The organism is Citrobacter sp. TBCS-15 (assembly GCF_005280815.1).
Taxonomy (GTDB): Bacteria; Pseudomonadota; Gammaproteobacteria; order Enterobacterales; family Enterobacteriaceae; genus Citrobacter; species Citrobacter werkmanii.
The window spans coordinates 272,028-296,327 of the sequence record NZ_SZWK01000292.1 but is presented as its reverse complement, the minus strand read 5'-3'; the positions used below and the strand labels follow the sequence as shown (position 1 = coordinate 296,327).

The window sequence follows — 24,300 nt, the reverse complement described above, 5'->3', positions numbered from 1 at the left end:
ACAGAAAGGAAATTGCCGGACGGCAGAATTGGGTGGGGGCCCTGCCAGCTACATCCCGGCACACACGTCATCTGCCTTGGCTGCTTCCTTCCGGACCTGACCTGGTAAACAGAGTAGTGTTGCGGGAGAACCAACAGAGCCCCCATTGAGAGCGTTGTTAACCAACGCGCAGGCGCATTATCACTGCTGCACCCTGTAAATGCAACCCATCCAGCATCGGATGCTGTTTTCTTGCGCAATGCGGCTTCACTCACTCGCCATTCAGGATTATGCTGAAGGATTAGCGCAGGAATAAATGATGGATATACAAGACACTTTCCCCCAACGCGTCTGGCAAATTGTCGCGTCAATCCCCGAAGGATTCGTCACCACATATGGCGATGTCGCCAGACTTGCCGGATCGCCGCGCGCTGCGCGCCAGGTGGGCGGCGTGCTTAAGCGTCTCCCCGAAGGTAGTTCCCTGCCCTGGCATCGGGTCGTCAATCGCCACGGTGCTATTTCACTGACGGGCCCCGATCTGCAACGACAACGTCAGGCGTTGCTGGCAGAAGGCATTGTCGTTTCCGGCAGCGGGCAAATCGATTTACAGCGCTATCGCTGGGTGTACTAACCCTCTCCTCATGGAGAGGGTTGCGACTGCCTTAATACTGCGTGGGAGCAGGAACGGCAGAAGACGGGGTCACCTGGGTTGGTGAGGTCGAAGGCACCGTGGTGGTTGCCCCGCCGCCAGCATTAAGCGGGACTGCGGTCTGCTGCACGGGAACCAAAGTCAGGTCGGCTTTCGTCCCGCCCTGATTGATAACCGTCTGAACGGTATCGGTAATAAAGACCAGTTTGCCATTCACCGTAATTGCCGCACTCAGCAGAATACGCGCGTTGGGCTGAATATCTGCCGGGTTAAACGGTAATACGAAGCTGAATGGCGCTTGCTTACCTTCAGTACGCACCGCTTTTTGCGACAGCACTTTTGACGGCGCATCGGCCAGCGACGCATCCGACAGCGTGACGGTCAGCACCGCATCCGGTGGCAGAGCCACTTTCTGGCGGATCCATACCGTACCAGAGACATTGGGCTGTTGAATTTTAGACTGTGTGTCAGAAATTGACGTATTAGGGCTTGGCGCAGGTGTCTGAATATCTGCACTTTTATCGGCGCAGGCTGCCAGAGAGACTGCAACCGCTAAACCACTTACCATGTGCACGAGTTTCATTAAATTCTCCTTATCATCTATGCACCAGCGAGAACTTTCCTCGCCAGAAGAGTGGTTAACAAAAACATAACGTGATTAAGTGTGGCACAAGACAGCTGTTTTTGCCTGTAATAGGCCCGTAATTCAGACAATTGCACCCATCGGACCACTTTCAAAATTGCGTTATACTCTGCCTACCTCGCGCGACATCGATATCACCTGGAGAGCACGTATGAGTCTGGCACTGAAAAATTTGCTGACATTGTTAAATCTGGAAAAAATAGAAGAAGGACTCTTTCGCGGCCAAAGTGAAGACTTAGGATTACGTCAGGTTTTTGGCGGACAGGTTGTCGGTCAGGCGCTATATGCCGCGAAAGAAACTGTCCCGGAAGAACGTCTGGTGCACTCCTTTCACAGCTACTTTTTACGCCCCGGCGATAGCCAAAAACCCATCATTTATGATGTAGAAGTCCTGCGTGATGGTAACAGCTTCAGCGCACGCCGCGTTGCCGCGATCCAGAATGGTAAACCCATTTTTTATATGACCGCCTCTTTTCAGGCACCGGAAGACGGATTTGAACATCAGAAAACCATGCCGGATGCGCCGGGTCCCGATGAGTTGAAGTCAGAAACAGAAATTGCACGCTCAGTGGCGCATCTTCTGCCGCCACTATTGAAAGAAAAGTTTATCAACGACCGTCCGTTAGAAGTCCGCCCGGTAGAGTTTCATAACCCCTTAAAAGGTCATGTCGCACCTCCGGCACGCCAGGTATGGATCCGCGCCAACGGTCAGTTGCAAGACGATCTGCGCGTCCATCAGTATCTTCTGGGTTATGCCTCTGACCTGAACTTCCTGCCCGTCGCGTTGCAACCGTACGGGATTGGTTTCCTGGAAAAAGGGATTCAGATCGCCACCATTGACCACTCAATGTGGTTCCATCGTCCGTTCAATATCAATGAATGGCTGCTGTATAACGTCGAAAGTACTTCCGCCTCCGGTGCCAGGGGCTTTGTGCGCGGGGAATTCTATACCCAGGATGGCGTGCTGGTCGCTTCTACCGTACAGGAAGGGGTAATGCGTAATCGCAATTGATGCCTTATCCGGCCTACAGACTACATCGTTGTAGGCCGGATAAACGTTAGTGCCATCCGGCATATTGAGAAATCAGGCGTTGTAGGCGTTCTCGCCGTGACTGTTCACATCCAGACCTTCGCGTTCCTGCTCTTCTGGTACGCGCAGACCCACCGTCATATCCGCCAGCTTATAACCAATGAAGGCCACCACTCCGGACCAGACGATGGTAATCGCCACGCTTTCCAGTTGCACCAGCAGCTGATGCCCCATGGTCACTCCCTCAGCAAACCCCACGCCCCCCAGCGAGCTGGCGGCAAAAACCCCGGTCAGGATACAGCCGACAATGCCGCATACGCCATGAACACCAAACACGTCACACGGATCGTCCACGCGCAGAAAACGCTTCAACATCGTCACTCCCCACAGGCCCGCCAGACCGGCTACCACGCCAATAATCAACGCCCCGCCGACACCGATATAGCCACAGGCAGGCGTGACGCCAACCAGACCCGCAACGGCCCCAGAACAGGCCCCCAGCAAAGACGGCTTCCCGCGCAGCGCCCATTCCCCGAAGATCCACCCGAGGATGGCGGCAGCGGTGGCGACCACGGTATTGACGAAAGCCAGCGCAGCGATTTCATTCGCCATGCCCGCAGAACCGGCGTTAAAGCCAAACCAGCCAATGTAGAGAATGGCGGTGCCGGTGAAGACCATCGGCAGGTTATGCGGTTTAAAGGCTTCTTTACCAAAACCGACGCGTTTACCAATCAGATAAGCACCCACCAGACCGGCAATCGCTGCGTTGATATGTACAACCGTCCCGCCGGCAAAATCCAGTGCGCCGTGAGAAGCCAGCAAACCGCCGCCCCAGACCATATGGGCTATTGGGATGTAAGACAGCGTTAACCACACCACCACAAAAATCAGTACCGCCGAGAAGCGAATACGCTCAGCCAGCGCCCCAACGATAAGCCCAACGGTGATACAGGCGAAAGAGCCCTGAAAAGCAACGTGAATGTACTGGTAGAAGCTCCCCGTGACCGCCGTCAACGCGATGTTCTTCAGCAATACCCAGTTGAAGTTGCCGAAGAAATTATTCCCTTCGCCAAAGGCCAGTGAGTAGCCATAAACCACCCATAAAATACAGACCAGGGCAAATGTCACCGTCACCTGAGTCAGCATCGACAACACGTTCTTACCGCGAATCAAACCGCCGTAAAACAGCGCAATGCCAGGAATGGTCATAAACAGCACCAGCGCGGTACAGATCATCATAAAAGCGTTATCCGCTTTGTCCGCGACCGCCGGTGCCGCCATCGCCAGTCCCGGCAACAGCGCCAGTGAAGCAATACCTGTTTTCATCGTTGCTATCTTCATTTTTTGGTTTCCTATCACTGTGTGCCAGACGTTACAGTGCGGCTTCGTCAGTTTCGCCGGTACGAATACGAATCACGCGTTGCAGCTCGGCGACAAAGATTTTGCCGTCGCCAATTTTTCCGGTGTAGGCCGCCTTGCTGATGACATCGATCACTTCATCCAGTTGGTCATCGGCAATCGCCACATCAATCTTCACCTTGGGCAAAAAATTGACGCTATATTCAGCCCCACGGTACAGCTCGGCATGACCTTTCTGTCGGCCAAACCCCTTCACTTCGGTGACGGTCAGCCCCTGAATACCAATAGACGACAAGGCTTCGCGGACGTCTTCCAGTTTGAACGGTTTGATTACCACGGTAACCAGCTTCATAGATCCCCTCCAGTCAGAATTCAGTAGTGGCTGCAGATACACCAGATGAATACTGCAAGGGGTGTGCCAGGAATGAAAATGGCAGGATGGTTCGGGCTAACCGAGGGGTGTTGGGGAAGAAAAAGAAAAAACGCACTATAACGGTGCATAGTGCGTTACATTTTTGCACCAGATTGTTGATTGCCGTCCGGCCTACGATACCGGGTTGGTCTCAGCTATCAGGCAATAATGGAATCCTCTTGCGTACTGGCTGCCAGCTCTTCGCCCGCCAGCTGCAGTTGATACATCTGCCAGTAACGGCCTTGTGCCGCCAGTAATTGCTGGTGCGTACCTCGCTCAACCGCCTGTCCACGGTGCAGCACCAGAATGGTGTCCGCATCGACAATCGTCGATAAGCGATGCGCAATCACCACCAGCGTGGTGTGTTCCCGTACCGCCGCCAGCGCTTGCTGAATCGCCTGTTCCGTGCCGGAGTCAATACTGGCCGTGGCTTCGTCGAGGATCAGTACCTGCGGCGTTTCAACCAACACTCGCGCCAGCGCCAGCAGCTGTTTTTGCCCAACGGAGAGATTATTGCCCTGCTCGCCCAGCCGGGTATGAATCCCCTCGCTCAGGCCGCGCGCCAGTTCTGCCAGTTGCACGGTCTCCAGCGCCTGCCATACCCGTGCTTCTGAAATATCGCGGCCCAGCGTGACATTTGCCAGGAAGGTATCCGCCATCACCACCGGATCCTGCTGCACCATCGCGATGCCCTGACGTAATACACCGTGGCTCAGCGAAGACAGCGGTCTCCCATCAAGGCGGATTTCCCCCTGCGTCAGCGGGTAGTACCCCATCAGCAGACTTGCCAGCGTACTTTTGCCGCTGCCGGTGTGCCCGACCAGGGCCACAAAGCTACGCGAAGGCACGGACAGACTGATGTTTTGCAGCACCAGATTGTCGTCACGATAGGCAAATGAAACGTTATCCACCTCAATGTCTCCGCTTTTGAGCGGGCGATCGTCTTCACCATAGCGCTGACGAGGCCCGTCCATCAGTTCGAACACTCGCTCACCAGCGACAACCGCCTGCTGCAGCATTGACTGCTGGGTTGTCAGCTCGATAAGCGGCTCGTTCAACCGCCCGAGATAGCTAATAAACGCATACAGCACACCAACCTCGATGGAGCTGCCAGAGGTAAAGCTGAACAGCATCAATAAACCGCAGAGGATCAGCGCCGAGAAAAGGCTAAGCAGCGGACGCAGCAAAAAGCCATCCAGGCGTAGGGTCTGCATCCGCGCCATATAGTGCGAACGGCTGGCCTCGCCCATTCTTTCGCCAAATCGCGCCTGCTGGCGGAACTGTTGGATAACACTCATGCCGTTGATGACTTCGTTAAACCCATCGTTAATATCCGCCAGATAAGCGCGCACCCGGCGCACAATCGGGGTGCTGTAACGTTGATAAATCACCATCACCACCAGCACCGCCGGGAAAATGATCATCGCGACCAGCGCCATGCGCCACTCCAGGCTGAACATCGCCACCAGCATCGCGCCGATCAAGGCCGCACTGCGCAGAACCGTTGCCACAACCGTCACATACAGGTCACGAATCACTTCCGTGTCATTGGTCACACGTGAGATAAGCTGCCCGACGGGCTGAGTATCAAAGGCGCTGAGCGGCTGGCGCAGCGCAGCGTCCATGACATCAGTGCGCAACTGTTGCACCACGCCAACCGCCGCCTGATTAAATAACAGTGACTGCGCATAATGCAGACCCGCCGCCAGCAGTTGCAATCCCACATACGCCGCAACCAGCCCGGCGACCATCGCCAGCGGCAGGTTGTTTTTCGCCACCATGTTATCGATAAAATAGCTAATCAGCAGCGGGCCGCTGACTTCCGCCGCAGCCGCCACCCACAGCATGACTACCGCAATCGCCAGCGGTTTTCGCCATGGCGAACCGTACTTCAGCAGCCTTTTCAGGGTCGGCCATAGTTGCCCAAAACTACGCATTAGCCGCCTCCCCGTTTATCTCTGGCGCATCGGACAGCGCCGCTTCCAGCTGCTGATAACGGTACATATCGCGATACCAGCCAGGCTGCTGCACTAACGATTCATGTTCACCGCGCTGAGCAATATGCCCATGCTGCATCACGATAATCTCGCTGGCTTCCGTCAAAGCCGATAAACGGTGAGCGCTGATAATCACGGTTCTGCCTTCGCCCCACTGGCGCAGGTTATGCAGGATCTGATGCTCGGTACGACCATCTACTGCCGACAGCGCATCATCCAGAATCAGAATTTCAGCGTTCAACAGCAGCGCACGGGCAATAGAGATTCGCTGTTTTTGCCCACCGGACAGCATCACCCCGCGTTCACCCACCTCGGTGTCATAGCCCTGAGGAAGACGTAAAATATCCTCATGAACGCTGGCAAGGCGCGCCACATGTTCGATCTCTTCCTGCGTGGCCTGCGGGCGTCCTAAGGCGATGTTATTGGCGACGGTATCTGAAAACAGGAATGGCGTCTGGCTAACCACCGCCAGTCGGCTGCGCCAGCTATCCAGCTGTAAGCGCGTTAACGGGATATCATGAAAGCGCACATCGCCCTGGGTGATATCAAAATGACGCTGGATTAGCGACAGCACCGTACTTTTTCCCGCGCCAGTCGGACCACAGATGCCCAGCATCTGTCCAGGTTTAAGCTGGAAATTCACATTTTCCAGCGCCGGGTGGGTGGTTTGTGGGTAGCAAAACTCGCGAATCGCCACCGCCAGCTCGCCGCGTCCTTCCGGCACCGGTTCAGTACCGTCATCCACCACCGGCGCTTCTGCCAGCATGGCGCGAATTCGGCTATACGCGGCGCTGCCACGTTCGACGATGTTAAACATCCAGGCCAGCGCCAGCATCGGCCAAATCATTAGTCCGAGATACATCATAAAGCTGGTCAGTTGGCCGAGCGTCAGCGAACCGTGAACCACCATCCAGCTTCCCCCGGCAATCGCCAGCAGGTTAGCCATCCCAATGGCGATATAAATCGTAGGATCAAAGCGGGCGTCAATGCGCGCCACGCGCAGGTTTTTCTTACCGGTATCTTCAGCATCTGCGGCAAATAATGCCGACTGCCGATCCTCCAGCCCAAAGGCCTTGATCATACGAATACTGGTCAGGCTTTCCTGAGTACGATCGTTGAGACTGGAAAACGCCGCCTGCGCCAGCTTAAAACGGTTATGGAGTCGATCGCCGTAACGTTTGATCATCAACGCCATCACCGGCATCGGCAGCAGCGCAATGAGCGTCAGTTGCCAGCTTATCTGCGTTGACATCACGATCAGCACCGCACACCCCATTACCAGCGAATCCACCAGCGTCAGCACCCCTTCTCCGGCGGCAAATACGACGCGATCGACATCGTTGGTTGCCCGCGCCATCAGATCGCCCGTACGGTGCCGCAGATAAAATTCTGGATGCTGGCGACTCAACTGACGGTAATAATCTTCCCGCAGCTCAACCGCCAGTTGGTAGGATGCGCCAAACAGCAGCACGCGCCAGACATAACGCAGCAAATAAACCACCACGGCAATCAGGGCAATTGTCCCCACCCACATCAGCAGCCGCTCGGTGGTGAAGTGTTGAGTCGTCACGCCATCCACAATGATCCCGACCACTTTCGGCGGAATAAGCTGAAGGATAGCGATGATGATAAGCAAGGCCACTGCCCCGAGGTAGCGACGCCACTCCCGGCGGAAGTACCAGCTTAATTGAGCAAATAATCGCACGCGTTATGTCCTGACAAGATTTCCGGCAATGAGCGCCGGAAGAATTATTCAATCGGTAGAGCAGTTGTGTATTTAATCTGTTCCATCGCAAAGCTGGAGGTAACATCAGACAGGCCCGGTACGCTGTTCACCAGGCGCTTATAAAATTCATCGTAGCTTTTCATATCGGCGACCTGGACCCGCATCAGGTAGTCATACTCCCCTGCCATACGCCAGAATCCCAGAACTTCCGGCATTCCGGTGACTTCGGTGACAAAGCGGCAATACCATTCGCTGCTGTGGTGCTGAGTTTTGATCAACACAAACGCGGTTAAGCCCAGCCCCAGTTTTTCCGGATCCAGCAGGGCGACTCGCCCCAGCAGGATACCATCATCTTCAAGCCGTTTGAGGCGTTTCCAGCAAGGGGTGGTCGTCAGATTAACGGCATCTGCTAACGCCTGCAAAGAAAGGGTGCAGTCCTGTTGCAGTAAGCCGAGCAGCTTACGGTCAATTTTGTCTAACATATCCACTCCACAGAGAAGAATTTTCTCCTTACATTCTATTTTAAAGGCTAAATGGCAACAATTTTTTCCGTGCTTTTCGCTATTCTGGGCACAAAATGACAAATGGATATCTTTTAATGATGAATAGCTCCTGGGTTAAAAACGCCATCAATGAAATCAACGCGGATTATCAGCGTTCTGCGGATACGCATCTCATTCGTCTGTCGCTCCCGGCGTTTCCGGGCATTCAGCTCTATTTAAAAGATGAGAGCACACATCCGACCGGGAGCCTGAAACATCGTCTGGCGCGCTCACTGTTTCTGTATGGACTGTGCAATGGCTGGATCAAAGAAGGCACCACCATCATCGAGTCATCATCCGGCTCAACGGCGGTCTCCGAAGCTTATTTCGCCCGTCTGTTAGGCTTACCGTTTATCGCCGTTATGCCTTCGTGTACTGCGAAACGTAAAATTGAACAGATTGAGTTTTACGGTGGGCGTTGTCATTTTGTGGAAAGCGCCTGCGAAATTTATGCGGCTTCTGAACATTTGGCTCGTGAGCTGAACGGCCATTACATGGATCAGTTCACTTACGCAGAGCGTGCCACCGACTGGCGTGGTAACAACAATATTGCCGACAGTATCTTTCGTCAGATGCAATGCGAGCCCAATCCTGTTCCCCGGCATATCGTAATGAGCGCCGGAACCGGCGGCACCTCGGCAACCATTGGCCGCTATATTCGTTGTCAGGGCTACGATACTCGTTTGATGGTGGTGGATCCGGAAAACTCGGTCTTTCTGCCCTTCTGGCAAAATCGCGATGCAACATTACGCAGCCCGGTAGGTAGCAAAATCGAAGGTATCGGTCGCCCACGCGTAGAACCGTCTTTTATTCCTGATGTGGTCGATGAAATGCTGCGCGTGCCGGATGCCGCAAGCGTGGCTACCGCGCACTGGCTGGAAACACAGCTGGGCCGTAAAGTTGGTGCCTCAACCGGTACCAACATGTGGGGATCATTACAACTTGCCGCCCGTATGCGCGACGCAGGAGAAACGGGATCGCTGGTGACGCTGCTGTGCGACAGCGGCGAACGTTATCTGGAAACCTATTACAACCCGCAGTGGGTCGACACGCACATCGGTGATTTAACGCCGTGGAAAGCGGAGCTGGCTCAACTCCTGAATACCCACTAATCAGACAAAAAAAAGCCAGACGCGAAGTCTGGCTTGCTGGAAGGGATCTCTCATTCGGGGGAATAAGGTAGATGCGGATTGTCCAGCCAATGCGTCAAAAAGTGTGATACTGCCTGATTGCGGCAATGCCCAATCACCGATAGATGAGGCAGTTCAGCAATCAGTTGCGGCATCGCGTTACCCATAATCAGGCCGCGCCCTACGCTGCCTAACATTTCGCGATCGTTCATGGCATCGCCAAACGCCATACACTCAGCCATTGAATAACCTAAGTGGTTGCTTAATACCGCCAGCGCAGAACCTTTATTACAACCCAGCGGCAGTACCTCGAGGCAATCAACTGCGGAGAAACAGAGATTCGCCTGCTCACCCAGCGCCTCATTGAGTTGAATACGCAGACGGATCAGCGAGTCATGATCGCCGCAGAAACAGATCTTCGTGACCTGGTGGGCAGGAATACGTTTCACATCCACGATCTGATAACGAAATCCGCTATACACATGTGCCTGAAGCAGCTCTGGAATTTCTTGTCCAGTGAACCAACCGTTGTCATTAAAGACATGCATGCTGGCCGTGGTGTCCCACTTCTGGTGCAACACAGTATCTGCAACATTCGGATCCAGATCCTGGCGGTGCAACACATCGCCCTCGATCGTGTGAATACGCGTACCGTTACCGGTGATCAAAAAGGCGTCCAGCGAAATGGAACCCAGAATATGGCGCATCTCCAGCACATGACGACCGGTGGCAAATGTCAGAGTGATATCACGTTCACGCAGGCGCGCCAGCGTTGAAAGCGTTTCATCACCTAAATGGTGATTCGGCATCAAAAGGGTGCCATCCATATCAAATGCAGCCAGACGAGCCATCTCTTTCTCCACACTGTGAGGCGGTTAACTTGTGATTCAGTATCACCTGAGATATACGGAAGTAATAGTGAATAGATAAAATGAATTATTCCGGGTTTCTATGAGGCTACTGAATCGGCTTAATCAATACCAACGCCTGTGGCAACCGTCGAACGGCGAACCACAGTCTGTGACCGTGGGCGAACTGGCTGAGCGCTGTTTTTGCAGCGAGCGCCACGTGCGAACCCTGTTAAAACAAGCGCAGGATGCAGGCTGGCTGGAGTGGCACGCCCAGTCAGGGCGGGGTAAACGCGGGCAGCTATGTTTTTTGGTTACGCCAGAATCGCTACGTAATACCATGATGGAGCAGGCGCTGCAAAAGGGGGAACAGCTTAACGTGCTGGAGCTGGCCCAACTGGCGCCGGGTGAATTAAGAACCCTGCTACAGCCGTTTATGGGCGGCCAGTGGCAAAACGACACGCCAACTCTGCGTATTCCCTATTACCGCCAGCTCGACCCTTTGCACCCCGGATTTCTCCCTGGCCGCGCAGAGCAACATCTCGCCGGGCAGGTATTTTCTGGCCTGACCCGGTTTGACACGTATACGCAACGCCCCTGCGGTGATTTAGCTCACCACTGGAATATCTCCGCCGACGGCCTGCGTTGGGATTTCTATATTCGCTCCACCCTGTACTGGCATAACGGCGATGCCGTCAGCAGCACGCAGTTACATCAACAACTGTTGAGGCTACTTGAGCTGCCCGCGCTGAATAAGCTGTTTATCAGCGTAAAGCGCATTGAGGTGACGCATCCCCAGTGTCTGACCTTTATTCTGCATCGTCCCGACTTCTGGCTGGCGCATCGTCTGGCAAGCTACAGCAGCCATTTGGCGCATCCTGAGCACCCGTTTGTGGGTACCGGCCCGTTCCGGTTGACGCTGTTTACCCCTGAGCTGGTGCGTATCGAGAGTCACGATCACTACCACCTGAGTCATCCACTCCTGAAAGCGATTGAATACTGGATAACTCCGCAACTCTTCTCCCAGGATTTGGGCACCAGCTGTCGCCATCCGGTGCAAATTGCGATTGGTAAACCTGAAGAATTGCCCATGCTCAGCCAGGTGAGCAGCGGAATAAGCCTCGGTTTTTGCTATCTCACGCTCAGAAAAAGCGCACGCCTGAATACCCTGCAGGCCCGCCGACTGGTCAATATTATCCACCGATCTTCCCTGCTACAAACGCTTGAGGTAGATGAAAATCTGATAACCCCGAGCAATGCGCTGCTGCCTGGATGGACGATCCCACAATGGGATGAACTGGACGAGGTAGCGCTACCGGAAAAACTGACGCTGGCATATCACCTGCCGGTTGAACTACATGCCATGGCTGAACAGCTTCGCCAGGCGCTGGCGCTACTCGGCTGTGAATTAACGCTTATATTTCATAATGCAAAAAACTGGGACGGTAATCATCCTTTAGCGCAGGCCGACCTGATGATGGGTGACAGGCTGATTGGCGAAGCGCCTGAATATACTCTCGAACAGTGGTTACGCTGCGATCAACTCTGGTCACATGTCTTGAATGCCCCTGAATACACACATTTGCAGACCACTCTGGATGCCCTGCAAGTCCAGGCCAATGAAGAAGATCGTCACGCAGCGTTACAGCAAGTGTTCGCCACGCTGATGCACGACGCCACGCTGACTCCGCTGTTCAATTATCACTATCGTATTAGCGCGCCACCGGGCGTGAACGGCGTGCGTCTGAATCCTCGCGGCTGGTTTGAGTTCACCGAAGCCTGGTTACCGCCCCCTTCAGCATGAAGAAGCTGGTGGACACCACGTCCAGGCGCTACCATATGGGTTTCGTTATCTGTCAGGAAAAGCCATGAAACGTGCCGTTGTTGTATTCAGTGGAGGTCAGGACTCCACGACCTGTCTGGCGCAAGCGCTACATCAGTATGATGAAGTGCACTGCGTGACCTTTGATTATGGTCAGCGTCATCGCGCTGAGATTGATGTCGCACGTGATCTGGCCTTAAAACTCGGCGCGCGTGCGCACAAAGTGCTTGATGTCACGCTGCTTAGCGAACTGGCCGTCAGCAGCCTGACCCGCGATAACATTCCGGTGCCGGATTACGAACCGGATGCGAACGGCATTCCCAATACCTTTGTGCCCGGGCGCAATATTCTGTTTTTAACGCTGGCGGCGATTTACGCGTATCAGGTGCAAGCGGAGGCGGTCATTACCGGCGTTTGCGAAACCGACTTCTCTGGATATCCGGACTGTCGCGATGAGTTCGTCAAGGCCCTGAACCATGCCGTGAGCCTGGGGATGGCAAAAGATATCCGCTTTGAAACTCCGTTGATGTGGATCGATAAAGCCGAAACCTGGGCGCTGGCCGATTACTGGGGCAAGCTGGACCTGGTACGCGAAGAAACGCTGACCTGCTATAACGGCATCAAAGGTGACGGTTGTGGTCACTGCGCGGCCTGTAATCTGCGCGCCAACGGTCTGAACCATTATCTGGCGGATAAACCGGCGGTAATGGCGGCGATGAAGCAGAAAACCGGTCTTAAGTAATACGTTAGGTTTTGCCGGATGGCGACGCGGGGGGCTTATCCGGCCTACGGGACTGACCACCATTGTAGGCCCGGTAAGCGCAAGTACCACCGGGCATTTTCCGCTACTTCACCATCAGCTCCAGTTTTTCGCGCAACTCCCCTTCCAGCGGTAGTGCTTTTTGCGTTTTCAAATCAATACAGACGAAGGTTATCAACGCATCTGCCACCACCTGTCCTTCCGGCTCCAGGGTGATAGTCTGGTTCAACACGCCGCTTTTGCCATTTAATTGCTGCACCTGACTGGTAATAGTCAGCAGGTCGCTCAGCACCGCCGGACGACGATAGTTGATATTAATATTCACAACCACAAAAGCGATGTTGTGAGCGGTCATCCACTGAAAACTGTCGCTGTTTTCCAGTCCATCCCAGCGTGCTTCTTCCAGAAACTCAAGATAACGAGCATTGTTGACGTGCTGATAGACATCAAGATGAAAACCACGAACTTTGATTTGTGTTTGCATAGCGCAGGAACCTTACATTTTTATAGGAATATATTCAGGGTAGTGAGGCCATAACTGGTATGACCTCTCTAGTGTGGCAAATATTGGCCACTGCGCAAGTTATTAAAGTGTTAAAACTGCCAAATTACGCTCTACCAAAGAACTGCCCATCCCCGGCACCTGCTTTAAATCATCGACCGTTTTAAATGGCCCATACTCCTCACGATAGCTGACAATCGCCTGGGCTTTTTTCAGTCCGACCCCATTCATCACTCGCGCTAAATCCTCCGCAGAAGCGCTATTGATGCTTACCCTGGTGCCTTCATCATCGCTTGCTTTAGCGGGTTGCGTAGCCTTGCTTTGCGCCGCCCCTGAGGCATCCGCTTTGGTTTGAGTCGCGTGGCTTTTGGCAACAGGCTCTGCAGCCAATGCGCTTTGGGCCATACCGGCGCAGGTCAATGAAAGGGTGATAAGCAGGGCTTTGATTCCATGTTTCATACTGTTTTCTCCGTGTTTGTTAACAGTGGAATCACGATAGCGAGGTGCAGAACAGCAGACAAACGGCAAATATCAGAAATGGAAAAGGCCGCGAAAGCGGCCTTTGGTTAATACAACTTTTTGCAATTTTATGCGAGCTGCCTCGGTTATTGCTGCTGTTCCAGCGCGTCACCGATTTTAATTTTTGCGGCTTTACGCAGATTGCTCATCAGCGCTTCAAAGGTAATTTGCGCGTTGTTCTGAGTAATCCCCTGAACCATCGCTTTCTTCTGCGCTTCAGGCATAGAACCCGCTTTCACTTCGTCCAGCGCAAGCAGAACAACGTTGCCCTGCATATCGTTTGCCACGCCGTAACTCGGTTTGTCTTTTGCTGGCAGGCTCAGACCAAAAGCTGCCTGGCTCAGAGGATCCTGACCCGTGCGGCTCAGCGTTTTCGCCTCACCAAAGCTCAGACCTGCTGCTTTCATCGCTTCATCGCCTTTACCGGCTTTCAGGTCTGCCAGCAGTTTATCGGCATCCAGCTTCGCCTGTTGCTCTGCTTTATTGTGCTTAACAAGCGCAGTAACCTGCTCTTTCACTTCAGCCAGTGGCTTAACGGCTTCGGCTTTGTGCTCTGCAATACGCAGCACAAATGCGCGATCGCCATCCACAGTAATGATGTCCGAGTTACTGCCAGGCGTACCGTTCTCGCCAACCAGACCACCATTGAAAATGATGTCAGCGACCGGTTTGAAGTTCAGCTCTTCCGGCAGGCTGTCACGGCTAAACCAGCCCGTTTCAACCGCTTTCATACCAGCAGCCTGCTCCGCACCCGCCAGAGATTCGTTATCGTTGCTGGCTGCATCGCTCACTTTCTGCTGCAGCGCATAGTACGCATCCAGCGCTTTTTCCTGCTTCACTTTCGCCGCAATGTCGTCACGGGCTTCGCTCAGCGGTTTAACCTGCGCAGGCTGTACGTCGTCAAGACGCGCAACGAGGAAACCAACGGAAGATTTAATCACACCGGACAGCTGACCTTTGTCTTTCAGGCCAGCATTTTTCAGCTCATCCGGAGTGGTGGAATCTTCCAGCCAGCCCATATCGCCACCTTTACGGGCAGAGATGATGTCGGCTGATTTTTCTTTCGCCAGCGCAGCGAAATCAGCGCCTTTGCTCAGCTCATCCAGTACCGCTTTGGCTTCATCTTCCGTTTTAGTCTGAATGATGCTGTAGCGGTTACGCTGCGGCTGAGTGAACTGGTCCTGATGCTGGTCATAGTAAGACTGAATATCAGCATCGCTGGCCGTCTCCTGCAGTGCAGCAGCGTCCAGCATGATGTAGCTCACGCGGAACTGTTCCGGCGTCATAAAGTTGTTTTTATTCTGCTCGTAGTAGCTGGCAACTTCCTGCTCGGTAACGGATTGCTTCGCGGCAAGCGCGTTAACGTCAATCGTCGCCTCGCGAACGATACGCTGCTGTGCGACCAGCGCCGCCAGCTCGTCGGTTTCGCCTTTCAGCATGAAGTCCGTACCGGCAACGCCATTGATCAACTGCTGAGTAGTGAGCTGGTTACGTAATGCCTGAGCGTACTGGTCGGCGGTCATTCCCATTTGATTCACAATCGCGTTGTAGCGGTTGTTATCAAATTTGCCGTCCACCTGGAAAGCAGGCGTGGCGAAAATAGCCTGTTTAATCTGATCGTCGCTGATATTGAGCTTCAGCTCGCGGGAGTACTGATCCAGCAGCGCTTCGTCTACAAGACGATTCAGCACCTGCTGACGCAGCGTTTTCATATAGCCTTCATTCGCCGCCAGCTCAGAGTATTGATCGCCCAACTGCTGCTGCATGCGGTTACGTTCGCTATTGAACGCATTCTCGAATTGCCCGCGGCTGATCTCCTGGCCATTCACTTTGGCGGCGTAATTGTTGCCCCCGCCAATCAGGTAACCACTCACGCCGGTCAAAATGAACGACACGATAATGATACCGAAAATAATCTTGAGCACGAGACTGTTAGCAGCCGTGCGTAAGCTGTCCATCATGGTGTAACCACACTCCGCTGTAGATGACTATACGCGTTATCCTTCAAGCCGCCTGCGCGTTGTTACAACCACGGCGGCAAGGATGTTGAGTATATATGCTTCACGCAGCATAGCGTTTCCTGAACGCTGCGCACAAAGGTCTATTGTGACAAGAAAATGGGGCAATTGTCAGCCCACAACGCGTAGAAAGTACCGGAATCACAAATAAAAAAGGCACATCAGTTGATGCGCCCTTGTACTTCGTCACATCCCCAAAGGGGAAATCACTTAGTTTACCGCGTCTTTCAGTGCTTTACCTGCACGGAAGCCCGGTACTTTAGCCGCGGCAATGGTGATCTCTTTACCTGTTTGCGGGTTGCGACCAGTACGGGCAGCACGCTCTTTAACGGCAAAAGTACCAAAACCTACCAGCGCTACGTCATCACCTTCCTTCAGGGATTCGGTAACAGAAGCAATAATTGCATCTAACGCACGTCCAGCCGCAGCTTTAGAGATATCAGCCCCTGCAGCAATTTTGTCGATCAGTTGAGATTTATTCACTCTTCTCTTCCTCTTTTATAATTTATATCGCACCTGAATCCTTCAAAGTACGACCGCGCAGCAGTTATATCAGGCCTGCCATGCCCTTACAACACCCGTTAATGATGGCAAGCCTAATCCGTCATCTAAATTAGCTATACAAAAAAAGGCTGGCAAGTCCGAAATGGTCTGCCAGCCCTGTTTTTATTAGTGCTCTTTGCGCGAGGTCACTATTTTGCGGTCACAACCTGCATTCCAGACGGTTCATTTTGCAACGCAAGAGTCAAAACCTCCTCGATGCGTTTCACCGGATGGATGTCCAGATCGGCAATCACGTTGTCCGGAATCTCTTCCAGGTCACGTTTGTTTTCATCTGGAATTAAGACCGTCTTAATGCCGCCACGGTGCGCCGCCAGCAGTTTTTCTTTCAAACCACCGATTGGCAGAACCTGACCACGCAGGGTGATCTCGCCGGTCATCGCCACATCGGCGCGTACCGGGTTACCGGTCAGACAAGAAACCAGCGCGGTACACATGGCAATACCGGCACTTGGACCATCTTTCGGCGTCGCCCCTTCAGGTACGTGAACGTGGATGTCGCGTTTTTCGTAAAAGTCCGGATTAATACCCAGTTTTTCCGCTCGCGCGCGCACCACGGTCAGTGCAGCCTGAATAGACTCCTGCATTACCTCACCCAAAGAACCGGTGTAGGTCAGCTTGCCTTTACCCGGTACGCAGGCGGTTTCGATGGTCAGCAAATCGCCGCCCACTTCCGTCCACGCCAGACCGGTCACCTGACCAACGCGGTTTTCGTTGTCCGCGCGGCCATAGTCAAAGCGCTGTACGCCCAGGTAGTCGTGCAGGTTGTCGCCATTGATCACAATATGTTTCAGTGACTTGTCGAGCAGCAGCTGCTTTACCGCTTTACGGCACAGCTTGGAGATTTCGCGCTCCAGGCTACGCACGCCAGCTTCACGGGTGTAGTAACGAATAATGCCCACAATGGCGCTATCGTCGACCGTCAGCTCGCCTTTTTTCAGCGCGTTACGCTCAATCTGTTTCGGCAACAGGTGACGTTTAGCAATGTTCAGCTTCTCGTCTTCGGTATAACCAGACAGACGGATCACTTCCATACGATCCAGCAACGGCGCCGGAATATTCATGGAGTTCGAGGTCGCAACAAACATTACGTCGCTGAGATCGTAATCCACTTCCAGGTAGTGATCGCTGAACGCCACGTTCTGCTCTGGATCCAGCACCTCAAGCAGTGCGGAAGCCGGATCGCCTCGCATGTCGGAAGACATTTTGTCGATCTCATCGAGCAGGAACAGCGGGTTTTTAACGCCCACTTTGGCCATTTTCTGAATCAGTTTACCCGGCATTGAACCAATATAGGTCCGGCGGTGACCGCGAATTTCAGCCTCATCACGCACGCCGCCCAGCGCCATACGGATGTATTTACGTCCGGTCGCTTTGGCGATGGACTGCCCCAGAGAGGTTTTACCTACCCCCGGCGGCCCAACCAGACACAGGATTGGCCCCTTGATTTTGTTCACACGGCTTTGAACCGCGAGATACTCAAGGATACGGTCTTTGACACGTTCCAGACCGTAATGGTCAGTATCGAGGATTTCCTGCGCCTGACGCAGGTCTTTTTTGACCTTGCTACGCGCATTCCACGGTACCTGTACCATCCAGTCGATGTAGCCACGCACCACGGTCGCTTCCGCCGACATCGGAGACATCATTTTCAGCTTCTGCAGCTCTGCTTCCGCTTTCTCTTTTGCCTCTTTCGGCATTTTCGCCGCGTCGATTTTACGTTTCAGCGCTTCGTTTTCGTCCGGCGCGTCGTCCATCTCGCCGAGTTCTTTCTGAATGGCTTTCATCTGCTCGTTCAGATAGTACTCACGCTGGGATTTTTCCATCTGCTTCTTCACGCGGTTGCGAATGCGTTTCTCAACCTGCAGCAGATCGATTTCGGATTCCATCATCGCCATCAGATATTCCAGACGTTCGTTAACGTCGGACATCTCCAGCACGGACTGCTTGTCAGCAAGCTTCAGCGGCATGTGTGCAGCGATGGTGTCCGCCAGACGCGCAGGATCGTCAATGCTGTTCAGCGACGTCAGCACTTCTGGTGGGATTTTCTTGTTCAGCTTGATATAGCCTTCGAACTGGCTGATAGCGGTACGCACCAGCACTTCCTGTTCGCGCTCATCAATGGCTGGCGAGTCAAGGTACTCCGCTTTCGCAGAGAAATGCTCGCCGTTGTCAGACAGCGCAGAAATACGCGCGCGCTGTAACCCCTCGACCAGCACTTTTACGGTACCGTCAGGCAGTTTCAGCATCTGCAAAATAGAGGCCACGGTCCCGACGGTGAAAAGATCGTTTACACCCGGCTCATCCGTTGACGCTTCTTTCTGTGCGACCAGCATGATTTTTTTATCATGGTCCATAGCCGCTTCCAGACAACGGATAGATTTTTCCCGCCCTACAAATAAGGGTATGACCATGTGCGGATAAACCACCACATCGCGCAACGGCAATACGGGGATTTCAATGCGTTCAGAACGCTCAGGATTCATAGAGCTCTCTCTTAGTTTAGTGTCCGCCAGGTAATCAGGTGGTACGACTGTGCTTCACACCACCTTTAACATGTATGTCAGTATATGGGGATGTTTCCCACACATTCAACGCCATGTTTACGGAAAAATAAAAGGGGAGATAAAATCCCCCCTTTTTAATTAAATGTCTGTATGAATTGATGAATTATTCGCCAGATGCCTGCTGTGCTTCCGGCTTACCGTAAATCAGCAATGGCTTGCTCTGACCGCCAATCACCGACTCATCGATCACCACTTTTTCGACATCTTCCATAGAAGGCAGATCGTACATGGTGTCGAGCAGCGCGGCTTCAACGATAGAACGCAGACCACGGGCACCGGTTTTACGCGCCATCGCTTTCTTGGCGATAGCATCCAGCGCTTCCTCACGGAACTCCAGATCGACACCTTCAAGGTTGAACAGCGCCTGGTACTGCTTGGTCAGGGCGTTTTTCGGCTCTTTCAGGATCTGGATCAGCGCTTCTTCACTCAGTTCGCTCAGCGTTGCCACCACCGGCAGACGACCGATGAACTCAGGGATCAGACCAAATTTGATCAGATCTTCCGGCTCCACCTGCGACAGCAGCTCACCTTCGCTGGCTTTATCAGACTGCGCTTTTACCGTCGCGCCAAAACCAATGCCTGAGCCGGTTTCAACACGGTTAGCAATCACTTTGTCCAGACCAGCGAACGCGCCGCCGCAGATAAACAGGATCTTAGAGGTATCAACCTGCAAGAACTCCTGCTGCGGATGTTTACGCCCGCCCTGTGGCGGAACGGCCGCCACGGTGCCTTCAATCAGCTTCAGCAGGGCCTGCTGTACGCCTTCGCCGGAAACGTCGCGGGTAATGGACGGGTTGTCAGACTTACGAGAAATCTTGTCGATTTCATCGATATAGACGATCCCGCGCTGTGCTTTCTGCACGTCGTAATCGCACTTCTGCAGCAGCTTCTGAATAATATTTTCAACATCTTCACCCACATAACCGGCTTCGGTCAGCGTGGTGGCATCGGCCATGGTGAACGGAACGTCCAGCAGGCGCGCCAGCGTTTCAGCCAGCAGCGTTTTACCGGAACCCGTCGGGCCAATCAGCAGGATGTTACTTTTGCCCAACTCGACGCCATTGCTGGTGTCGCCGTTGCGCAGACGTTTGTAATGGTTGTATACCGCGACCGCCAACACTTTCTTCGCCTGTTCCTGACCGATAACGTAATCGTCCAGGTGATTGCGAATTTCATGTGGCGTCGGCAGCGCACTGCGTTCACGGTGCGGTGCTACTTCCTTAATCTCTTCGCGAATGATGTCGTTACACAAATCGACACATTCGTCGCAGATATACACGGATGGACCGGCAATCAGCTTCCGCACTTCATGCTGGCTTTTGCCGCAAAAAGAGCAGTACAACAATTTGCCCGAGCCATCTTTGCGTTTATCTGTCATGGGTCAAAACCTCTTCTTTGTTCTTTGTGCCGCACACGACGACGCAAATGCCATTCTCAGGCGCAAGACGCTAGTCAGCGTTGTGCCGCTCCAGGTAATTATAGCGGCACACCTGCGCACTGGGCATTAATTACGATGGGTCAAAATCGAGTCGACCAGACCGTACTCTACCGCTTCAGAAGCGGAGAGGAAGCGATCGCGCTCGGTATCACGTTCAATCTGCTCAAGAGATTGACCCGTATGATGCGCCATAAGTTCGTTCATGCGCCCTTTTACCTTCAGGATTTCGCGGGCATGAATTTCAATATCCGTTGCCTGGCCCTGGTAACCGCCCAGAGGCTGATGGATCATGACGCGAGAGTTAGGTAGGCAAAAACGTTTGCCTTTCGCCCCGGCAGTCAGCAGGAACGCGCCCATTGAGGCCGCCTGGCCCATACAAATGGTGCTAACGTCCGGCTTAATAAACTGCATGGTGTCATAGATAGACATCCCGGCAGTGATCACCCCACCAGGGGAGTTGATGTACAGGTAGATATCTTTTTCCGGGTTTTCTGCTTCCAGGAACAGCATCTGCGCCACAATCAGGTTAGCCATATGGTCTTCGACCTGGCCAGTCATAAAAATGACGCGTTCCTTAAGTAGACGAGAATAGATATCAAAAGAGCGCTCACCACGTGAGGTCTGTTCAATGACCATCGGCACCAGCGCCATATGGGGTGCAAAGTTATCTCGTTCGCCGCTGTATGACATTTCCGTCTCCTGGATAAAATTTGAAAAAACCTGCTGTGCTGATTGTAACCTTATGGACGGATTATCAGCTAGTCCCTCAGTAATGGGTACGACATCGCCATAATTCAAGCATAACAATCTTTTGTTGTAACGCTAACACTGAAACGCTGTTTTCGCACTCTTCCCATGCAAAATGCGTGACAAAAAAAAACCCGCCACCAAAAGGTGACGGGCTTGCGTACGAAATTCGCGCTAAAAAGCGACGAATTACGCCTGCTGGTTCATCAGCTCGTTGAAGGAAGTGGCTTTTTCAGTCACTTTCGCTTTCGCCAGAACGGCTTCAACAGCTTGTTCTTCCAGAGCGACGTTACGCATGTTGTCCATCAGCTCTTTGTTTTTGCTGTAGAACTCAACAACTTCTTTCGGATCTTCGTAAGCAGAAGCCATCTCTTCGATCAGGCCTTTAACGCGATCTTCGTCAGCTTTCAGCTCGTTGGTACGAATGACTTCGCCCAGCAGCAGGCCCACAACTACGCGACGCTTAGCCTGTTCTTCGAACAGTTCACGCGGCAGTTCCAGAGCTTGTTTTTCGTTACCGCCAAAACGCTGAGCAGCCTGACGACGCAGAACGTCGATTTCGCTGTCGATCAGAGCAGCCGGTACGTCGATGTCGTTAGCTTTTACCAGACCTTCGATCGCCTGAGACTTAACGCGGTTACGCACTGCGCCTTTCAGCTCGCGTTCCATGTTTTTACGTACTTCAGCGCGCAGACCAGCTACGGAACCATCTTCAACGCCGAAACGCTTGATGAATTCTTCAGTCAGTTCCGGCAGTTCGCGTTCTTCAACTTTCTTCAGGTTGATAACGAACTTAGCTGCTTTACCCTTCAGGTTTTCAGCGTGGTACTCTTCCGGGAAGGTCACGTCGATAGTGAACTCTTCGCCAGCTTTGTGGCCTTTAACGCCTTCTTCAAAGCCCGGGATCATACGACCCTGGCCCATCGCCAGTACGAAGTCAGACGCTTTGCCGCCTTCGAACTCTTCGCCGTCTACAGAACCGGTGAAGTCGATGGTTACACGATCTTCTGCATCAGCAGCGCCGTCTTTGTCTTTCCAGGTAGCCTGCTGCTTACGCAGGGTGTCCAGCATTACATCAACGTCAGCGTCGGTGACTTCAACAACCGGTTTTTCAACTTCGATTGCTTCCAGGCCAGTCAGCTCAACTTCCGGGTAAACTTCGAACTCTACCGCGTAAGTAAAATCTTCACCCAGCTTGTATTCACCCGGAACGTAGTTCGGTGCGCCAGCCGGATTGATTTTTTCTTTGATGATCGCGTCAACGAAGTTGCGGCTCATCAGGTCGCCCAGCACGTCCTGACGCACGGAAGCGCCATAACGCTGAGCAACAACATTCATCGGTACTTTTCCTTTGCGGAAACCGTCAATACGCACTTTCTTCGCTACGTTGACCAGCTCGCTTTTCACAGCGGTCTCGATGCTGTCAGCAGCGATAGTAATCGTTACACGGCGGCCAAGGCCTTGAGTGGTTTCAACTGAAACTTGCATCTTGTTACCTCAAAAAATCACAGTGCTCGGTCAACTCTTCTCCGCAAGCACAGGTTGTTGGCTTCGCGGAACTGGGATGTTCTCATAAGCAATCACATTCCCTGTCGTCAGAATCATCCCGAAGACATTCCGAAAAATAAGACGCGCATTATAGCGGCATCACTTTTATGAGTCGAGAACGGTTATCGCGCGTTGCTGCGGCTTTTTTCACAATTCCCGGCTAATTTTTGTCTGAATACTGTACGACAGCCCCAGAATTCAGACAAAACAAAACGGCCCGCAGGCCGTTTTCACATATTCTGTAGCAACATACTGGAAAAGCGTCGGTTGTTGCAAATCCGTTTTTCTACGCGATGCTCCCGGCTCCACGACAAGGAGGCGACGCAAAGATCGTGTCCTGCAACGCTTCCCACTCCTTAATGGTATAGGTATGCAGGGCTAACGCATGTACGGTAGTGGAGAGTTCCGCCGTTAACGTGCCGTAAATCATCCGATGACGATTAAGAAAACGTTCACCTGTAAAGCGATCGCTAACCAGCACAACCTTAAAGTGGCTTTCAGAACCAGCCGGGACATTGTGACGATAGCTTTCATCCACAACTTCGAGGAATACGGGTTCGAACGCTGCCCTTAATTTTTCTTCTATTTGCTCACGAATCATCATGAAATTTTTCCTCCGACAACGCTGAGATGTCACCCATCCCTTTAAATACTAGCCGCTTTTACCGTTTTCATTACACCTTAGCAACAAAAAATTAGCGCTTATCTGATTTTCTCAGCCAAATGGATGAAGTTCACTAAATCCTCACTTCGATTTATGGCAAAAAGTCCGTTTATGGTCTTCATAAAGTCATAAAACGGACAACACAATGAATTTACATGCGTTACCCACTTCCCCTCATCGTTGGCGATGTTATGATGGCGGGAATTTTCTCTAACCACACAATTTAGATTCGCTGAGAGCCCTGGCATGTTTAAAAAAATCCTCTTCCCGTTAGTTGCAATGTTTATGTTGGCAGGATGCGCAACGCCGCCAACCACCATTGAAGTCTCCCCCAAAATCACCCTGCCGCAGCAGGATCCGAGCCTGATGGGCGTGACCGTGAGTATCAACGGCGCCGACCAGCGTCAGGATCAGGCGCTGGCAAAAGTCACCCGCGACAACCAGCTGGTTACCCTGACTGCTTCTCGCGATCTGCGTTTCCTGCTGCAAGAAGTGCTGGAAAAACAGATGACCGCGCGTGGTTATATGATTGGTCCGAACGGTGCAGTAAACCTGCAAATCATCGTTAGCCAGCTGTATGCGGACGTGTCTCAGGGTAGCGTGCGTTACAACATCGCCACCAAAGCAGACATCGCCATTATCGCGACCGCCGCTAACGGTAATAAGATGACCAAAAACTACCGTGCAAGCTACTCTGTTGAAGGCGCGCTGCAGGCCTCCAACAAAAATATTGCTGATGCCGTTAACAGCGTCCTGACCGACACTATCGCTGATATGTCTCAGGACACCAGCGTTCACGATTTCATCAAGCAGAACGCTCGTTAATTTCTGCCCTTATG

21 protein-coding genes, 1 other RNA gene and 1 pseudogene are annotated in these 24,300 nt (G+C 52.9%); 6 read left to right on the top strand and 17 right to left on the bottom strand.

Annotation, left to right across the window (positions count from 1 at the left end):
- Positions 1-39: 39 nt before the first annotated feature.
- An RNA gene (gene ffs / locus FDW96_RS19040) (signal recognition particle sRNA small type) lies at positions 40-136 on the bottom strand.
- An 84-nt stretch (positions 137-220) separates the two neighbouring features.
- On the opposite strand from ffs, the pseudogene FDW96_RS19035 reads away from it, so the two are divergent.
- Positions 221-610, top strand: a pseudogene (locus FDW96_RS19035) (MGMT family protein).
- Between the two features lie 31 nt (positions 611-641).
- Here the strand turns inward: FDW96_RS19035 and FDW96_RS19030 are convergent.
- The gene (locus tag FDW96_RS19030) at positions 642-1,211 is read right to left on the bottom strand and encodes a YbaY family lipoprotein (RefSeq protein WP_042310078.1); all 570 of its coding nucleotides are present in this window, start codon (positions 1,209-1,211) and stop codon (positions 642-644) included.
- A 211-nt stretch (positions 1,212-1,422) separates the two neighbouring features.
- Here FDW96_RS19030 and tesB point away from each other — a divergent pair, with 211 nt between their 5' ends.
- Positions 1,423-2,283, top strand: a complete 861-nt coding sequence (gene tesB / locus FDW96_RS19025; protein ID WP_137366132.1) for an acyl-CoA thioesterase II — start codon at positions 1,423-1,425, stop codon at positions 2,281-2,283.
- A 72-nt stretch (positions 2,284-2,355) separates the two neighbouring features.
- Here the strand turns inward: tesB and amtB are convergent, their stop codons facing one another.
- The 5 genes from amtB to decR form a co-directional block, all read right to left on the bottom strand.
- Positions 2,356-3,642: an ammonium transporter AmtB gene (gene amtB / locus FDW96_RS19020; RefSeq protein ID WP_042310082.1), complete on the bottom strand. Its 1,287-nt coding sequence runs from the start codon at positions 3,640-3,642 to the stop codon at positions 2,356-2,358.
- Between the two features lie 31 nt (positions 3,643-3,673).
- Positions 3,674-4,012 carry a P-II family nitrogen regulator gene (gene glnK / locus FDW96_RS19015; RefSeq protein WP_006685697.1) on the bottom strand — a complete coding sequence of 113 codons (339 nt, stop codon included), beginning with the start codon at positions 4,010-4,012 and terminating at the stop codon, positions 3,674-3,676.
- Between the two features lie 218 nt (positions 4,013-4,230).
- Complete coding sequence (locus tag FDW96_RS19005; RefSeq protein WP_137348994.1) at positions 4,231-6,009, bottom strand: SmdB family multidrug efflux ABC transporter permease/ATP-binding protein; 1,779 nt, start codon at positions 6,007-6,009, stop codon at positions 4,231-4,233.
- Positions 6,002-7,774, bottom strand: coding sequence for a SmdA family multidrug ABC transporter permease/ATP-binding protein (locus tag FDW96_RS19000; protein ID WP_137366131.1), 1,773 nt, complete (start codon positions 7,772-7,774; stop codon positions 6,002-6,004). The genes FDW96_RS19005 and FDW96_RS19000 overlap by 8 nt, the downstream gene beginning before the upstream one ends.
- A 44-nt stretch (positions 7,775-7,818) precedes the next feature.
- The gene (decR, locus tag FDW96_RS18995; RefSeq protein WP_003831023.1) at positions 7,819-8,277 is read right to left on the bottom strand and encodes a DNA-binding transcriptional regulator DecR; all 459 of its coding nucleotides are present in this window, start codon (positions 8,275-8,277) and stop codon (positions 7,819-7,821) included.
- A 116-nt stretch (positions 8,278-8,393) separates the two neighbouring features.
- Between decR and FDW96_RS18990 the strand changes: the two genes are divergently transcribed.
- Positions 8,394-9,449: a PLP-dependent cysteine synthase family protein gene (locus tag FDW96_RS18990; protein WP_137366130.1), complete on the top strand. Its 1,056-nt coding sequence runs from the start codon at positions 8,394-8,396 to the stop codon at positions 9,447-9,449.
- A 50-nt stretch (positions 9,450-9,499) separates the two neighbouring features.
- Here the strand turns inward: FDW96_RS18990 and cof are convergent, their stop codons facing one another.
- On the bottom strand, positions 9,500-10,318 hold the full coding sequence (cof, locus tag FDW96_RS18985; protein ID WP_137366129.1) for an HMP-PP phosphatase: 819 nt from the start codon (positions 10,316-10,318) through the stop codon (positions 9,500-9,502).
- A 100-nt stretch (positions 10,319-10,418) separates the two neighbouring features.
- Between cof and FDW96_RS18980 the strand changes: the two genes are divergently transcribed.
- Both FDW96_RS18980 and queC read left to right on the top strand, forming a co-directional pair.
- Positions 10,419-12,119: an SgrR family transcriptional regulator gene (locus FDW96_RS18980; RefSeq protein ID WP_137366128.1), complete on the top strand. Its 1,701-nt coding sequence runs from the start codon at positions 10,419-10,421 to the stop codon at positions 12,117-12,119.
- Between the two features lie 64 nt (positions 12,120-12,183).
- Entirely contained in the window at positions 12,184-12,879 is a 696-nt protein-coding gene (queC, locus tag FDW96_RS18975) for a 7-cyano-7-deazaguanine synthase QueC (protein WP_003021638.1), read from the top strand.
- 103 nt (positions 12,880-12,982) lie between these two features.
- On the opposite strand, the gene fadM is transcribed toward queC, so the two are convergent.
- The 9 genes from fadM to bolA all read right to left on the bottom strand — a co-directional run bounded on the left by fadM (position 12,983) and on the right by bolA (position 23,401).
- The gene (gene fadM / locus FDW96_RS18970; protein ID WP_042310094.1) at positions 12,983-13,381 is read right to left on the bottom strand and encodes a long-chain acyl-CoA thioesterase FadM; all 399 of its coding nucleotides are present in this window, start codon (positions 13,379-13,381) and stop codon (positions 12,983-12,985) included.
- A 102-nt stretch (positions 13,382-13,483) separates the two neighbouring features.
- The gene (locus FDW96_RS18965; RefSeq protein WP_042310096.1) at positions 13,484-13,858 is read right to left on the bottom strand and encodes a helix-hairpin-helix domain-containing protein; all 375 of its coding nucleotides are present in this window, start codon (positions 13,856-13,858) and stop codon (positions 13,484-13,486) included.
- Positions 13,859-14,004: 146 nt separating this feature from the next.
- Entirely contained in the window at positions 14,005-15,879 is a 1,875-nt protein-coding gene (ppiD, locus tag FDW96_RS18960; RefSeq protein WP_137366127.1) for a peptidylprolyl isomerase, read from the bottom strand.
- A gap of 267 nt (positions 15,880-16,146) precedes the next feature.
- Entirely contained in the window at positions 16,147-16,419 is a 273-nt protein-coding gene (gene hupB / locus FDW96_RS18955; RefSeq protein WP_003021629.1) for a nucleoid-associated protein HU-beta, read from the bottom strand.
- A 209-nt stretch (positions 16,420-16,628) separates the two neighbouring features.
- Entirely contained in the window at positions 16,629-18,983 is a 2,355-nt protein-coding gene (gene lon, locus FDW96_RS18950) for an endopeptidase La (protein WP_038638272.1), read from the bottom strand.
- 184 nt (positions 18,984-19,167) lie between these two features.
- Positions 19,168-20,442, bottom strand: a complete 1,275-nt coding sequence (gene clpX, locus FDW96_RS18945; RefSeq protein WP_003831013.1) for an ATP-dependent protease ATP-binding subunit ClpX — start codon at positions 20,440-20,442, stop codon at positions 19,168-19,170.
- 126 nt (positions 20,443-20,568) lie between these two features.
- A complete protein-coding gene (clpP, locus tag FDW96_RS18940; protein WP_032939995.1) occupies positions 20,569-21,192 on the bottom strand; it encodes an ATP-dependent Clp endopeptidase proteolytic subunit ClpP in 624 nt (207 codons plus the stop codon).
- Between the two features lie 246 nt (positions 21,193-21,438).
- Positions 21,439-22,737, bottom strand: a complete 1,299-nt coding sequence (gene tig, locus FDW96_RS18935; RefSeq protein WP_003021622.1) for a trigger factor — start codon at positions 22,735-22,737, stop codon at positions 21,439-21,441.
- Between the two features lie 346 nt (positions 22,738-23,083).
- Entirely contained in the window at positions 23,084-23,401 is a 318-nt protein-coding gene (bolA, locus tag FDW96_RS18925) for a transcriptional regulator BolA (protein WP_042310099.1), read from the bottom strand.
- 306 nt (positions 23,402-23,707) lie between these two features.
- Between bolA and FDW96_RS18920 the strand changes: the two genes are divergently transcribed.
- Complete coding sequence (locus tag FDW96_RS18920; protein ID WP_003021617.1) at positions 23,708-24,286, top strand: lipoprotein; 579 nt, start codon at positions 23,708-23,710, stop codon at positions 24,284-24,286.
- Positions 24,287-24,300 lie beyond the last annotated feature (14 nt).

What these genes read in the sequence shown, in the direction of transcription:
- FDW96_RS19030 (WP_042310078.1), bottom strand. Translation starts at nt 1,211, where the DNA reads ATGAAACTCGTGCACATGGTAAGTGGTTTAGCGGTTGCAGTCTCTCTG.
- tesB (WP_137366132.1), top strand. Translation starts at nt 1,423, where the DNA reads ATGAGTCTGGCACTGAAAAATTTGCTGACATTGTTAAATCTGGAAAAA.
- amtB (WP_042310082.1), bottom strand. Translation starts at nt 3,642, where the DNA reads ATGAAGATAGCAACGATGAAAACAGGTATTGCTTCACTGGCGCTGTTG.
- glnK (WP_006685697.1), bottom strand. Translation starts at nt 4,012, where the DNA reads ATGAAGCTGGTTACCGTGGTAATCAAACCGTTCAAACTGGAAGACGTC.
- FDW96_RS19005 (WP_137348994.1), bottom strand. Translation starts at nt 6,009, where the DNA reads ATGCGTAGTTTTGGGCAACTATGGCCGACCCTGAAAAGGCTGCTGAAG.
- decR (WP_003831023.1), bottom strand. Translation starts at nt 8,277, where the DNA reads ATGTTAGACAAAATTGACCGTAAGCTGCTCGGCTTACTGCAACAGGAC.
- FDW96_RS18990 (WP_137366130.1), top strand. Translation starts at nt 8,394, where the DNA reads ATGATGAATAGCTCCTGGGTTAAAAACGCCATCAATGAAATCAACGCG.
- cof (WP_137366129.1), bottom strand. Translation starts at nt 10,318, where the DNA reads ATGGCTCGTCTGGCTGCATTTGATATGGATGGCACCCTTTTGATGCCG.
- FDW96_RS18980 (WP_137366128.1), top strand. Translation starts at nt 10,419, where the DNA reads ATGAGGCTACTGAATCGGCTTAATCAATACCAACGCCTGTGGCAACCG.
- queC (WP_003021638.1), top strand. Translation starts at nt 12,184, where the DNA reads ATGAAACGTGCCGTTGTTGTATTCAGTGGAGGTCAGGACTCCACGACC.
- fadM (WP_042310094.1), bottom strand. Translation starts at nt 13,381, where the DNA reads ATGCAAACACAAATCAAAGTTCGTGGTTTTCATCTTGATGTCTATCAG.
- FDW96_RS18965 (WP_042310096.1), bottom strand. Translation starts at nt 13,858, where the DNA reads ATGAAACATGGAATCAAAGCCCTGCTTATCACCCTTTCATTGACCTGC.
- ppiD (WP_137366127.1), bottom strand. Translation starts at nt 15,879, where the DNA reads ATGATGGACAGCTTACGCACGGCTGCTAACAGTCTCGTGCTCAAGATT.
- lon (WP_038638272.1), bottom strand. Translation starts at nt 18,983, where the DNA reads ATGAATCCTGAGCGTTCTGAACGCATTGAAATCCCCGTATTGCCGTTG.
- clpX (WP_003831013.1), bottom strand. Translation starts at nt 20,442, where the DNA reads ATGACAGATAAACGCAAAGATGGCTCGGGCAAATTGTTGTACTGCTCT.
- clpP (WP_032939995.1), bottom strand. Translation starts at nt 21,192, where the DNA reads ATGTCATACAGCGGCGAACGAGATAACTTTGCACCCCATATGGCGCTG.
- tig (WP_003021622.1), bottom strand. Translation starts at nt 22,737, where the DNA reads ATGCAAGTTTCAGTTGAAACCACTCAAGGCCTTGGCCGCCGTGTAACG.
- bolA (WP_042310099.1), bottom strand. Translation starts at nt 23,401, where the DNA reads ATGATGATTCGTGAGCAAATAGAAGAAAAATTAAGGGCAGCGTTCGAA.
- FDW96_RS18920 (WP_003021617.1), top strand. Translation starts at nt 23,708, where the DNA reads ATGTTTAAAAAAATCCTCTTCCCGTTAGTTGCAATGTTTATGTTGGCA.